Origin of the sequence: Paraburkholderia unamae (assembly GCF_003268775.1) — a bacterium.
In the GTDB taxonomy this organism is placed as follows: Bacteria; Pseudomonadota; Gammaproteobacteria; order Burkholderiales; family Burkholderiaceae; genus Paraburkholderia; species Paraburkholderia unamae.
Window position 1 is genome coordinate 92,294 of record NZ_QLSU01000003.1, and the last position, 14,041, is coordinate 106,334.

General features: G+C 69.7%; 8 protein-coding genes. 6 read left to right on the forward strand and 2 right to left on the reverse strand.

Annotated elements, in window-relative coordinates:
- The first annotated feature begins 7 nt into the window (after positions 1–7).
- From C7401_RS05655 to C7401_RS05680, 6 genes are read left to right on the forward strand one after another with little or no spacing between them, the layout of a single operon-like run.
- On the forward strand, positions 8–385 hold the full coding sequence (locus tag C7401_RS05655) for a GPW/gp25 family protein (RefSeq protein WP_112170383.1): 378 nt from the start codon (positions 8–10) through the stop codon (positions 383–385).
- Positions 382–2,841, forward strand: coding sequence for a baseplate J/gp47 family protein (locus tag C7401_RS05660; RefSeq protein ID WP_112170384.1), 2,460 nt, complete (start codon positions 382–384; stop codon positions 2,839–2,841). The genes C7401_RS05655 and C7401_RS05660 overlap by 4 nt, the downstream gene beginning before the upstream one ends.
- Complete coding sequence (locus C7401_RS05665) at positions 2,838–5,675, forward strand: putative baseplate assembly protein (protein WP_112170385.1); 2,838 nt, start codon at positions 2,838–2,840, stop codon at positions 5,673–5,675. The genes C7401_RS05660 and C7401_RS05665 overlap by 4 nt, the downstream gene beginning before the upstream one ends.
- Positions 5,672–7,975 (forward strand): hypothetical protein, encoded by a 2,304-nt coding sequence (locus tag C7401_RS05670; protein ID WP_112170386.1) that lies wholly within the window; start codon positions 5,672–5,674, stop codon positions 7,973–7,975. The genes C7401_RS05665 and C7401_RS05670 overlap by 4 nt, the downstream gene beginning before the upstream one ends.
- Positions 7,976–8,028: 53 nt before the next feature.
- Positions 8,029–10,770, forward strand: a complete 2,742-nt coding sequence (locus C7401_RS05675) for a DUF6519 domain-containing protein (protein WP_112170387.1) — start codon at positions 8,029–8,031, stop codon at positions 10,768–10,770.
- A gap of 4 nt (positions 10,771–10,774) precedes the next feature.
- Complete coding sequence (locus tag C7401_RS05680) at positions 10,775–11,692, forward strand: DUF6734 family protein (RefSeq protein WP_112170388.1); 918 nt, start codon at positions 10,775–10,777, stop codon at positions 11,690–11,692.
- 34 nt (positions 11,693–11,726) lie between these two features.
- Here C7401_RS05680 and C7401_RS05685 read toward each other — a convergent pair whose 3' ends face one another.
- A complete protein-coding gene (locus C7401_RS05685; protein ID WP_112170389.1) occupies positions 11,727–13,109 on the reverse strand; it encodes a sigma-54 interaction domain-containing protein in 1,383 nt (460 codons plus the stop codon).
- A gap of 552 nt (positions 13,110–13,661) precedes the next feature.
- Complete coding sequence (locus C7401_RS05690; RefSeq protein ID WP_133254461.1) at positions 13,662–13,925, reverse strand: DUF6723 family protein; 264 nt, start codon at positions 13,923–13,925, stop codon at positions 13,662–13,664.
- Positions 13,926–14,041: the final 116 nt, after the last annotated feature.

The window sequence follows — 14,041 nt, forward strand, 5'->3', positions numbered from 1 at the left end:
AACCGCCATGAACCTCGCCTTCCCCTACGCCCTCGACCCGAACGGCCACACGGCCCAGACGAGTCTCGTCGCGCATATCGAACAGATGATCGAGCAGATCCTCTTCACCTCGCCCGGCGAGCGCGTGAACCGTCCGACCTTCGGCAGCGGCACCGCGCAGCTCGTGTTCGCGCCCAATAGCGACATGCTCGCGGCTGCGCAGCAGAATGTGATCCAGGCCAGCTTGCAGATGTGGCTATCGGACCTGATCCGCGTGCAGTCGGTCAGCGTGAGCGCCGAGGACGCCACGCTGCTCATCACCGTGGTCTACGTGGTGCTGGCCACGCAGCAGCAGCAAACGCAGCAGGTGGTGTATGGCGCGCTCGCCACGGGAGGCGCATCGTGATCTACTTCTGCGCGCAGAAGTCGCGCCGCGATCTCGTGCTGACGCGCTCGCCGCTGAACGGCATCGACTACGCGGAACTGCCAGGCGAGCGCCCCGGCTGCGGCACGCAACTCGCCATCACGTTCCTGAAGGATGCACGCGGTCTCGCACTCGGCGTGAACAACGTGAGCGTGAGCGGCGGCACGGCGATCACGGTGACGGGCGTGGACGCGGCGAGCGACGCCGACCCGCTCGTGGTCGTCGTGACGTTCTCGGGCACCGGCGACTTCTCGCCCTATACGCTCACGCTCGTCGCCACGCCCGGCGGCAACGATGCACCGGCGGGACTCGACCCGGCGCTCTCCTCGATCACATTCTCGTTCAAGGCCGACTGCCCCTCGCCCGCCGACTGCCTCGCCACGACCTGCTGCGCGACGCCCGCCGCGCCGCCGCCCGACATCAACTATCTTGCCAAGGACTACCCAGGATTCGTGCAGGTCATGCTCGACCGCATGGCCGCGCTCATGCCCGCGTGGAGCGAAACCCACGCGGCGGACATGGGCGTGGCACTCGTCGAAGCGCTGGCCTACGCCGCCGACCACCTGAGCTACCAGCAGGACGCCGTGAGCACCGAGGCGTATCTCGGCACGGCGCGCAGCCGCATTTCGCTGCGCCGCCATGCGCGGCTCGTGGACTACGCGATTGGCGAAGGCTGCAACGCGCGCGCGTGGATCTTCCTGAACACCACGAAGGACGATCAACCGGTGCAGGCGGGCACGGCGTTCTACGTGCGCACGCCGGGCGAGCCTACCGTGGTGAGGCCCACCGACCTGCCGCACGTCGCCGCGTTGCAGGCCGGCACGCAGCCGGTGTTCAGCAGCCTGTGCGACGTCACGCTGCAAACCGAGCAAAACAGCCTCTCGTTCTACACGTGGAGCGACACCGACTGCTGCTTGCCCGCCGGCGCGACGCAGGCCACGCTGAGCGGCCACTGCGCCACGTTGAATACGGGCACGGTGCTCGTGTTCGAGGAGGTGCTGGGCCCGCTGACGGGCGCGGCCGCCGACGCCGATCCCACCCACCGCTGGGCCGTGCGGCTCACGAGCGTGCGGCTATTCGACGACGGCGGCGCCACGCTTGCCGACCCGCTCACGGGCGAGGCCATCACCGAAATCACGTGGGCCGCGCAGGACGCGCTGCCGTTTCCGCTTTGCCTGTCCGTCACGCTCACGAACGACGACGGCACACCCGCTCCCATCGCGGACGTGAGCCTCGCGCGCGGCAACCTCGTGCCCGCCGACCACGGCGTGGCCGTGACGGGCGAAGCGCTGGGCGTGGTGCCGAAGCTGCCGCTCGCCGCCCAGGCCGCGACCGGCTGCACCTGCGACGACGGCACCGGCACCGCCGTCGTGCTCACCGCCCACGCGCGCTTCTATCCCGAACTCGCGCAAACCCTGCTGACGTTCGCGCCGCCCTACGACGCCACCGCGCCCGCCTCGGTGTTCCAGAGCGCAGGCCCGGACGCGGCCGTGCCGCAAATCACCGTGAGCAGCGACGACGCGCGCCACTGGAGCGCCGTGCCCGATCTGCTGGAAAGCCCCGGCGAGGCTGCGGCGTTCGTGCCCGAGATAGAAGCCGACGGCTCGGTCCACCTGCGCTTTGGCGACGGCCAGTACGGCGCCGCGCCCGCCCCCGGCCTCCAGTTCACAGCGAGCTACCGCGTGGGCAACGGCAGCGCGGGCAACGTGGGCCGCGACAGCATCGTCCATATGATCTGGAATCCTCAGTTCATTACGATCGTGCGCAATCCGCTGGCGGCGGCGGGCGGCGTCGATGCCGAGAGCATGGAGACTATCCGCCAGTACGCGCCGTTCTCATTCCAGACCCAGGCGCGCTGCGTGACCGAGGACGACTACGGCGCGCAGGCCTCGACGTTCCCCGGCATCAGCGAGGCGCGCGGCACGCTGCGCTGGACCGGCAGCTGGTACAGCGCCTTCGTTTCGATCGAGCCGGACACCACGCTCACGCCGCAGTTAGCCGCCGACACGCGCCGCCGCCTGGACCTGCTGCGCATGCTCGGCGTGGACGTCGCAGCCGAGGCCGCGCGCATCGTGGGCCTCGCCATCGTGCTGCGCATTTGTGTCGCGCCCGATCACTTTCGCGGCGACGTGTACAGCGCACTGCTGCGCCGCTTCATCACGGGCGACCAGTGCGACGGCCAGCCGGGGCTGCTCAACGCGGCGAACTTCGTGTTCGGGCAGACCATTTACGCGAGCCCGCTCGTGGCCGCCGCGCAGGCCGTGGACGGCGTGATCTCGGCCACGCTCACGCAGTTCGGGCGGCTCGACGCGCCCTGGGTGGACGGCGTCGCGCAGGGCTATCTCACGCTCGAGCGCCTCGAAATCGCGCGCTGCGACAACGACCCCAATCATCTGGACCGGGGCACCTTCACGTTACTGCTGGACGGTGGCAAATGAGCGTCTGCCCGACCACGACCGATACCCTGTGCGACTGCTGCACGGGCATCGCGCTCGAAACGCCCGAGCGCATCGTCAACGCGCCCGCGCTCGCCGCGATCGGCTATCGCGTGGGCCGCTGGGCGACCTTCAACGCCAGCATGCTCGCGAGTCTCTCGCAATCCGCCTACACGCCGATGGGCCTGCTGCGCACGCGCGAGTCGACCGACTTCAGCATTGCGCTGCTCGACGCGTGGGCCGTGGCGCTCGACATCCTCACGTTCTACCAGGAGCGCTTCGCCAACGAAGCGTTCCTGCGCACCGCGCTCGACACGCGCTCGGTGTTCGAGCTGGCGCGGCTGATCGGCTACGTGCCTTCGCCCGGCGTGGCGGCAAGCGACGTGCTCGCGTTCACGCTCGCGGACGCGCCCGGTTCTCCCGACCCTGTCCTCATCCCCGCCGGCACGCGCGTGCAGAGCGTGCCGGGGCCGGGGCAAACGGCGCAGATGTTCGAGACCTCGGCCGATCTCGTCGCGCAGATCGGCTATAACGCGCTGCCCGCGCAAACCACCCAGGCGTGGCAGCTCACCGGCGAGAACGCCACGTGGATCGCGGGCACCGCGAACAACGTGAACGTGGGCGACCTGCTGCTGTTCGTGGCCGCGGCGGGCGGCCAGCCCGTGCAGAGCGGCCCCGCCGACGCGCACTTCGTCACGGCGGTCAACACCGACGCGCAGCGCGGCGTCACGCAGTTGCAGTGGGACAACGCGCTGTCGAGCGACTTTCCCGCAGGCACGACGGCCGACGCCGTGTGCCTTTATGTGCTGCACAAAAAGGCCGCGCTCTATGGCGTACAGGCGCCCGACCCGGCGCTGCTTTCCAACAACCTGTCGAACATCGGCGGCGCGCCCTCCTCGGGTCCGGTGCTGCTGGAAGCCAAAACCGTCAAGATCATCCCGCCCGTCTTCTTCGGCGGCTCGACCGACTGGAGCTATTCGAGCTACGTGCCCGGCTCCTGGCGGCTCAATCTCGACGCCGCCTACGCGGGCCTCGCGCCCGCCGCGGGCGTGGACGAATGGGCCGTGTTCTACGGCACCCAGGGCTCGGCGTGCCTGCTGGTGACGGCCGCCGACGAATCCAACCCGAACCGCTACACGCTCACCACCAAGACCACCCGCCTCACCTTCGCGTGGGGCGCGCCGCTCGGCGGCACGGTGTCCGACGATCTCGATACCGCGCTGGCCGCCTTCGAGAACGACACGCGCAACGTCACCGTCTACGTGGACAGCGCGCAGTTGCAGCCCGCCGCGCTGCCGCTCACCGAGTGGGACGCCAACCCCGGCTACTGGATGGACCCGGCGCTCATCGCCCCCGTGGGCGCGAGCAGCGTGAGCCTCGTCGGCGGCCAGCGCATCGCGCTTGGCCAGGCGATCGGCGTGGCGGGCCAGCGCGTGCGCCTTCAGGTGCTGCCGGGCGCCGCCGCGCAGTTCGTGCCGGAAGGCTCGCTCGCGGCCACGGCCGTGCCCGACAACCAGGTGTTCCTCGTCGATGCGTGGCCGCCGCTCGTGGACGAAAGCAGCGGCACGCCGCTCTGGAGCGTCGAAACGGTGAGCGGCGTGGCGGGCGCGCTGCTCGTGCCCGACGCGTTCGTGCAGTTGCTGCCCGCCGCGAGCGGCGACGCGCCGGTGCGCGAAGCCTCCGATGTGGCTGGCGTGGCGGTTCAGGGCGACGTGACCACGCTGAGCCTGGGCGGCCCGCTCACGCGGCTCTACGACGCCGCCACCGTGTCCGTCAACGCCAACGCCGTCTGGGCCACGCACGGCGAAACCGTGCAGGAGATCCTCGGTTCCGGCGACGCGACCAACCCGGCGCTCACCTTCACGCTCAAGCAGTCGCCGCTCACCTACGTTTCCTCGACCGCGCAGAACGGCGCGCAATCCACGCTACAGGTGTGGGTCAACAATCTGCGATGGCAGGAAGCGCCCAACCTGCTCGCTTCCGGCCCGGCCGACCGCGTGTTCGTCACGCGCGTGAACGAAGCGGGCTTCACCGTGATCCAGTTCGGCGACGGCGTGAACGGCGCGCGGCCGCCCACCGGGCAGATGAACATTCGCGCCGTGTATCGCAAGGGCATCGGCAGCGCGGGCATGGTGGCTTCGGGCCAGCTTTCGCAGGCGATCGACCGGCCCCAGGGGCTGCGCTCGGCCGTCAATCCTTCGGCGGCGGCGGGCGGCGCCGATCCTGCCACGGCCGCCGATGCACGCGCGCGCGCGCCGCTGCCCACGCTCACCATCGGCCGCGTGGTGTCGCTGGAGGACTACCAGAATTACGCGCTGAACTTCGCGGGCATCGCCAAGGCCATCGCCTCGTGGACGTGGGCACGCGGCCGGCGCGGCGTGTTTCTCACCGTGGCGGGCGCGAACGGCGCGACCTTCGCGCCCACCGACGACACGATCCTCAACCTGATCGCCTCGCTGCGGCAGTACGGCAATCCGTATGTGCCGCTCACGGTCGCCTCGTATGAGCCGGTGCCGTTCGAGATGGCCGCGAACGTGCGCGTCGATCCCGCCTACGACACGACGCTCGTGCTCGCCGCCGCGTGGCAAAACCTGGCCGCCGCGTTTTCGTTCGCTGCGCGCCAGCCGGGCCAGAGCGTGGCCGCGAGCGACGTGGTCTCGATCGTGCAGCTCACGCCCGGCGTGCTCGCCATGCAACTCACGGCGCTCTGCCCGAGCGGCGACGCGGCGCTCACCGTGCCGCCGCTGCTGTGCGCGGCGGGCCCGCAGCCGCCGCTCGGCGCGCAGATGCTGCTCATCGATCCGGCGAGCGAGCACGCCATCGGAGTCTGGTCATGAGCCTCGACCCCAAAACGCTGTTCGCGCTGCTGCCGGCCGTCTACCGCACGCGCGACGCACTCGCGGGCGGCCCGTTGCAGGCGCTCATGAATATCGCCGCGAGCCAGTTCGACGTGGTCGAGGAGAACATCGAACAGCTTTACGACGATCAGTTCATCGAAACGTGCATGCCGTGGGTCATTCCGTATATCGGCGACCTGATCGGCTACAACTCGATCTATCAGACGGCCGCCGGGCTCGACAGCCGCGCGGAAGTGGCCAACACGATCGGCTATCGCCGCCGCAAGGGCACGCCCGTGTGCCTGCAACAGGTGGCCGGCGACGTGTCGGGGCGGCCCGCCATCGTGGTCGAGGAATTTCGCCGCATCGTCACGACGCAGAGCATGCGCCTGCCACGTCCGCACCATGTGGCGTGCCTCGACCTGCGCCGCGACGACGTGCTCGATACGCTGGACGACACCGCGTTCGATCGCAGCAACCGCACGCTCGACGTGCGCCGCATCGCGCCGCGCGTGCGCGAAGTGGCGCTGCCCGACCCCGCGCCGCTCGACATCGGCCTGCATGGGCCGGGGCGCATCAATGTGCCCGATGTAGCCGTCCACCTGTGGCGCTGCCAGCCGTGGTGGATCGGCGATGCGCCTGCGTTCATGGTGGACGCGCGGCGTTTTCGCTTCAGTCCCATCGGCCTCGACATGCCGCTGTTCAGCGTGCCGCCCGCAAGCGGCGCGCCGTTCTCGCGCATGCATACGCGCCTCGACGTGCCCCAGCCGATCCGGCGCGGCGAGTTCCGCCGCCAGCCCGCCCGCTTCTACGGCGCGAGCCTCGCTCTCGTGGCCGACGGCGTGGCCGTGCCCGTCACGCAAATCTGCTGCGCCAATCTCGCCGACCGCCAAAGCGCGACGGGCGGCCCGTGGTGCGTCGTGCCGCCCGGCAAGATTGCGATCGACCCCGAACTCGGCCGCATCCAGTTCGCCGCCGATCTGCCCGCGCCCGCCAGCGTGCGCGTGAGCTACGCATACGGCTTTGCGGCCGCACTGGGCGGCGGCCCCTACGATCGCAGCGCGACGCTCGACGCGCAGGCGCCCACCGCGAACCTCGCCGCCGCCGACTTCTACGCGCTGGTCGGCACGCCCCCGTTCCCGGACCTGGCGAGCGCGGTCGCGCAATGGAACGCGCAGCCGCCGGGCTCGACCGGCGTCATCGTGCTGCCCCGCTACGAGCGCCACGTGATCGACCTCACCGGGCCGAACGCCATCGCCCTGCCTTCGGCCAGCGTGCTCGCCGTCGTTTCCGCCACGCCGCTCGCGCAAGGCGGCCCGCGCGCGCTCGAATGGGACGAAGCGTGCGCCACGTTGAGCGGCAACCTCGACATCAACGGGCTCGCCGCGCCGCCGCTCCCGAACGGCGACCCCGCTGCGGCCGGGCAACTCGTCATCAACGGCGTGCTGATCGAAGGGCAACTGACTCTGGGCGGCGCGCCGCTCACCGCGCAGCTTTCCGACTGCACCTTCGTGCCGGGCCTCGGCGCGGCCGGTGACGGTCTTTCGCAATGCGAACCCGGCATCGTGCTCACGAACGACACCACGCTTTGCCTCGCACGCTGCATCATCGGCCCGATTGCCGCGAGCACGGCGGGCTCGGTGCGCGTGAGCGAATCCATCGTCGATGCGAATTCGCCTTGCTGCGTGGCCTACGCGGGCGCGGACGGCTACTCGGCGGGCGCGGACCTGCATATCGAGGACAGCACCGTGATCGGCAAGGTGCGCACGCGCACGCTCACTCTAGCTTCGAACACGATCTTCTTCGGGCGCACGGGGCGGCACGATCCGTGGCCCGCCGCGCTCTGGTGCAGCCGCCGCCAGACCGGCTGCGTGCGCTTTTGCTCGCTGCCGCAGAACGCCATCACGCCGCGCCGCTACGAGTGCCTGCCGCCCGACCTTGCCGACCCCGCGAGCGTCGCCCGGTTTGCGCCTTCCTTCGTCACGCTGCGCTATGGGCGGCCCGGCTACGCGCTGCTCTCGGGCGACGTGCCGCTCGCGATCTGGCAAGGCGCGGACAACGGCTCGCAGATCGGCGTGTACTACGGTATTCAGGAAACCGAAGCGGTTTCGAACGTGCAGATCCGTCTGCCCGAGTATCTGCCCGTGCTGCTCGAAGGCGGCGTGTTCGTGCATCCGGCGCGGCCCGAGCCGCGCCCGGCGCCGCCGCCCGCGAGCTATTACGGCGCGCGGCCGAGCTGCTGCGGCGACGAAGACGACGCCGACGCGTGGCTGCCCGGCATCGGCGCGGGACTGCTGTAGACCCATCAACCATCGAAAGACGTGGCGACGCGAGAGGCAACGAGGAGCAGGCCATGAAAGGTGATTTCAGCCGTATTCGCTTCGAGCCGCAGCAGCATTACACCGACGTCCTCGATCAGCAGGGGCGCGTGGCCTTCGACGCGGACCACAACGAGCAGCGCTTCATCGACCGGCGCCGCCGCACGATCGAGACCATCGACGTGATCGGCGAGTACGGCGCGCCGATGGACGACGCGGGCTTCGCGATCAGCCTGGCGGGCACGACGCTCTCCATCGGCGCGGGGCGCTATTACGTGCACGGCCTGCTGTGCGAGAACGATGCCGCGCTCGCCTACGACGAGCAGCCGTTCCTGATGGCGCCCGCCGACCTCACGGGCATGCTCGAAGCGCTGTGGCGCACACAGGGCGGCGGCTGCGTGCAGGTGTTTCTCGAAGTGTGGCAGCGCATGGTCACGGCGCTCGACGACGCGTGCCTGGGCGAGCCCGCGCTCGGCCAGGCCGATACGACCGTGCGCCTGCAAACGGTGTGGCGCGTGGCGGCGAATCTTGTCACGCCGCAGTCGTCCTCGCAAGGCGGCGCCACGCTCTCGACCAGCGCGCAAGCGGGTACCCAATCGAGCCTCACGCTGCTCGGCGCGCGCGAGGCGCAAGCGCTCGAATCCACGGCCTCGCGCGCGGCGCTGATCCGCGACGAGGCCGCCCTTGCGTCGCTCTCGCTCGCGGGCGGCACGAGCGGTACAAGCGCCGCGAGCACCACGAGCGCGGCGCGGACGAGCGCGGGCCTCGCGCTGAATCCCGCAGCGCTCGCAGCGGCGCTTGCACTCGAAAGCGGCGCAAGCGCCACGTCCGGAGCCCCGGCCACCGCGGCGGGCAGCGGCGCTGCGAAATCGCCCGCCACGTGCAGTTGCGCCGCGATGTACGCGGCCACGCCGCCCGTGCACAGCGGCACGCTGAGCGCCCAGGTCTCCACGGGCGGCGCTGACTGCGGCTGCCAGCCCATCCCCGCCGCGGGCTATACGGGCCTCGAAAACCAGCTCTATCGCATCGAGATCCAGCGCGGCGGCGCGCTCGGCGCGGCCACCTTCAAGTGGTCGCGCGAGAACGGCTCGGTCGAGGTGGCCGTGCTCGGCGTGTCGGGCAACAAGGTGAAGGTGGCGAGCCTCGGCATGGACGCGAACCTCGGCTTCCAGGAAGGCCAGTGGATCGAACTCGCCGACGACACCGGCCAGTTCGGCGACACGCCCGACCAGCCAGGCCTGCTCTATCAGATCCAGCAGATCGACCGCCCATCGATGACGCTCACCATGACCACGACGGTACAGAGCGTCGACCCCGCGCGCCATGCGCGCATGCGCCGCTGGGACCAGGGCGGCGCGAGCGCCGGCGCCAGCGGCGTGCCGCTCTCGCCGGGCTGGATCGCACTCGAAAACGGCATCCAGGTGTGCTTCGGCGCGGGCGCCTACTACGCGGGCGACGCGTGGACCATCGCGGCGCGCACGGCCACCGGCCAGATCGACTGGCCGCCTTGCGGCAGCGACGGCAACCCGTTCCAGCCACCGCATTACACGCACGTCTTCCGTGCGCCGCTCGCCTGCATCCACGCGAATTTGCGCCGCTCCGACGCGCGCCTGTCCAACTACTCGCCCTTCCTCATCGACGACTGCCGCCGCCTCTTCCCGGACCTTGCCGACCTGAGCCGCTTCGTGAACGCGCAGGCGCTGCACGTCACCGGCATCAACTGGTCCAACGACGACGTGATGACCTTCGACACGCTCGTCGCCAACGGCCTGCAAGTGCAGCTCGACGGCGCGCCCACCGGGCCGCTCTCGCCCGCGAACTTCATCGTGACGCTCGAAACGCCGTTGCCGCTCGGCGCGACCAGCACCGCGACAGACACGGCCACCAACCTCGCGGCGGGCGCGGCGTCGCTCCAGGGCCTGACCGTCGTGCGCTATCCGTTCATTCTCGATTCGGCCGTCGCGCTCAACGGCGACACGCTTTCGTGGTCGCTGCCAGGCGCAAGCGCGGGCAAACGCCAGATCAGCGAACTGGCCGTCATCGACCGCTCGCTCACCACCTTCGCGCAAATGGGCGCGCCCGCCCGCGCGCGCGTGAAGCTGCCCGGCCACGCCATCTACGGGCTCAATGCGCAGGGCGCGCCGATTTGGCTCGACGGCCAGGCGTTCGGGCAAACCGGCACGCCCGCTTCGGGCAACGGCGAGCGCGTGGATCTCGGCCTGCCGAGCGGCGACGGCGCACGCGCGAGCGATTTCGAAAGCTGGTTCTATCTGTATCCCGCGCTGGCCGTGCAAAGCGTTGCCTTTACATATCAGGCGCTCGTGGTCGCGTCGGTCAACGGCGCGCCCACCATCGTCGCGACGAAACCCGGGGCGACCACGCAACCCATCGTGCAGCAGGCCACCATCACGCTCAACTACGCGGCCGTCGCCGCCACGACCCTCCAGCTTTCGCTGACGGGCGACGCGAACGTGGCGAGCGTGCCCTCCAGCGTGGCCGTGAACGTGGGCGAGAGCAGCGTGAGCGTGAACGTGTCGATCAACGCGCTGCCCGCCGTGGGCGCGGCGCACACCTACACGTTGACGGCCTCGCTGCCCTCGGCGCTCGGCCAGGCGAGTTCGCAGAGCGCGTCGTTCACGATCAGCGGGCGCGGCGGCCGCCAGCCCGTCGAGACCACGCCCTTGACGCTCGATCCGCAAGCGACGACGAAAGCCGCCACAAAAATCAAGCGCGCCACGACACGCCGGGCGAGCACGAAATCGTCGGGAAAGGGGTAAGACGATGCGCGCCGTCTGGTCGTTCTGGAGCAAGCCGTATCTGGCCGGGCGCGGCGGCGTCTGGCGCGCGCCCCATCATCACCTGCTCGCGTGGGCGCTGTCGCTGCGCGTCGCGCGCGCGCACTATCCCGACACCGCGCTCGTGACCGACACGGCGGGCAAGGCCATCCTCGTCGATCACCTCGGTCTTTCGTTCTCCCAGGTGAGCACCGAACTCGACGCCCTGCGCGACGAAGACGCGGGCTGGTGGGCGCTCGGCAAGCTCTACGCGTACAGCGTGCAGGACGCGCCCTTCGTCCATATCGACAGCGACGTCTTTCTCTGGAAGGCGCTGCCGCGCAACATGACCGACGCGCCCGTGTTCGCGCAGTGCCCCGAACTGCATCCGCCGCTCGACACCTGGTCGCCGCCGTGCGACATCGAGGCCGCGTTCGCGAAGCACGGGCTCAGTCTGCCTGTGGAGTGGGAGTGGGCGCGCTCGTTCGGCTCGGAGGTCTATCGCGAGGAGAACTGCGGCGTGGTCGGCGGCCAGGACGTGGGCTTCCTGCGCCACTACGCGCACAGCGCGCTGCGGCTCGTGCGCGACCCCGCGCACCGCCGCGCATGGTGCGAGATTCCCTGCAAGGACGGCTACAACATGCGCGTGGAGCAGATGATGCTCGCGGCCTGCGTGGACTATCACCGCTCGCATCCGGGCTCGCCGTGGCATGGCGTGCGCATCCGCTATCTCTTTCCCGACTTCGCGGGCGCGTTCGATCCCGCGCGCGCGGCGCAAGCGGGCTACACGCACCTGCTGGGCGACAGCAAGCGCAATGCGGCCGTCGCGCAGCGGCTCGAACAGCGCGTGCGCGGCGAGGACCGCGACTGCTATGAGCGTTGCGTGCGCCTTGGCGCGCGGCTCGCGCAAGGCGCGTTTGCGTGAGAAGTCGATCGCTTGCGTGCGCCTCGGGCCGGTTTCAGTCCTCCGCGCGGCCGCTCTGGCGAAAGCGCTCGGGCGCGATGGCGTGCTTGCGCATCAGCTCGAAAAACGCACGGCGGTTCTTGCGCGCCGCCGTGGCCGCCTGCGTGATGTTGCCCGCATGCGTGGCGAGCAGCCGCTCGATATAGTCGCGCTCGAACGCCGTGACGCTGCGCGCCTTGGCGTCGCGAAACGATTCGGGCGCGATGTCGGGGCCGCGCGGCTCGGGCAGCGCGAGGTCGTCGGCGTCGATCACGGGGCCGCCGCAAAAGAGCACGGCGCGCTCGATCACGTTGTACAGCTCGCGCACATTGCCGGGCCACGAATAGGCGAGCAGCTTGCGCGTGGCGCGCGCGGTGAGTCCGAGCGCGGGGCGGCGCGCCTTGCGGCAGCACAGTTGCGCGAAATGGCCGGCGAGCGCGGGCACGTCCTCGGCGCGCTCGCGCAGCGCGGGCAGGTTCAGGCTCAGCACGTTCAGCCGAAAGTAGAGGTCGCGCCGGAACGCGCCCCGTTCCACGAGCGCGGCCAGGTCGTGATTGCTCGCGGCGATCACGCGCACGTCCGCATGCCAGAGCCGGTCGCTGCCCACGGGCCGGTATTCCATCTCCTGCAAAAATCGCAGCAGCTTGGTTTGCGCGCCGAGCGGCAATGCGTCGATCTCGTCGAGAAACAGCGTGCCGCCTTCGGCCTCGCGCACGAGCCCGCTGCGCGCGGCGTGCGCCGAGGTGTACGCGCCGCGCGCGCAGCCGAACAGCTCGCTTTCCATCAGCTCGACGGGAATCGCGCCGCAGTTCACCGCCACGAGCCCGCGCGCGGCGCGCGGCGAGAGATAGTGGATGGCACGCGCGAACATCTCCTTGCCGGTGCCGGTTTCGCCGAGGATCAGCACGCTCGCGTCGCTGCGCGCCGTGAGCGGCAAGCGCGCGAGTTCGCGCACGAACGGCGCGCTCGTGCCGATCAGGTCGTGCGCGCGCGCGCAGCGGATAGCCTCGCAGGCGTCGAGCGCGGGCCGCGCGAGCAGCCCGGCCGCCCGCTCCACGCGCATGCCGGGTTCGCCGTCGCGATACGGCGCGCACACGAAATCGAACGCCCCCGCCCCGAGCAGCGCGGCCACGTCCTGAGCGCCCAGGCCGCTGCACACGACGATGACGCAGCACGCCGGGTTCGCACTGCGCAGTTGCGCGATATGGCTCGCCGCGAGCGCCTGCGCGCCCGCATCGACGCAGAGCACGAGCAGGTCGCACGCGCCGCCCGCCTCCTGCGGCGCAAGCCAGAGCACGTCGAGCCGCGCGCCAAGTTGCGCGCACAACGCTCGCCAGGCATTGCGCCCGGCTGCCTGGGCGTCCCCCACGGCGCTCACGCCGCACTTGAGCCTGTCCATTTGTCTTCTTCCGTTGACCGAAGCGCGGTTCGGCTTTCGCCAGGACGAGGAAACCCGCGGCGCTCATGCGCCGGACCGTAAGGAATACCGGGAATCGTCTCGCCGCTCCAAACCGGTTCTTGTTCGATAGCCGCCTGTGTGAAGCTTAAATGACGCCAACAGCTTCACCCCGCGCAATATCCGGTCGATAATCGCGCGACTGCGACAATGATCATTTCTTTCGGAATTAATGTAGCGTAGCACAAGACCATCAACTTTCAAGACGGTAAGTATTTCCATTCCGCCCCTCAATCAGAAAGCGCGCGCGCAGTCCTGGTGCGCGTCGCCGGGCGATGGCGCAGTGTTTATAAACAAGTCGCGCCCGCTATTAAATTAATCACCCGCATTTAATTGAATTACGCCGAATTCAGGCTATCGGGCTTTAATTTCAAATCAGAAATTTCCTGAACCATTTACATTGCGATTTTCTGGAAATGCGTCATCGGCCGGAAAGTCCACTCGAAACGTCATTTCCCGGTTTTCGCCTTGGGTTTTAACGCACGACAGGGCGAATCAGCCCTCCGGCAACGCGATGTCGGCGCGGATCAATTCGTCGGCAAGCGCGAGCGCCACGTCGCGGGCCTGCGCGCCGGTCGCGCACGGCCCCGGCCGCGAGCAGCCTTCGAACGGATAGATGAGCCGCCCGTCGGTCCTGCGGCGAATACGCAACACGCCGTAGTAGCGGCCCGCACCGTCGATCTGCTCGCCACAGAAGACCTCGTAGTCCTCGGCCGTGGTCGGGCGGCGCGCGGCGGGTTTCGGGCTCTTTTCTGGCATGGGGCACTCCGTGGTCGCCGTGGGCAAGATGCGCGCCATTCCAGCAAGCGGCGCGCCTGCCGCCCCCACGCGCACCAGGCTTTCGCGCCGTTGTTCCCGATAACAGGCACAATACG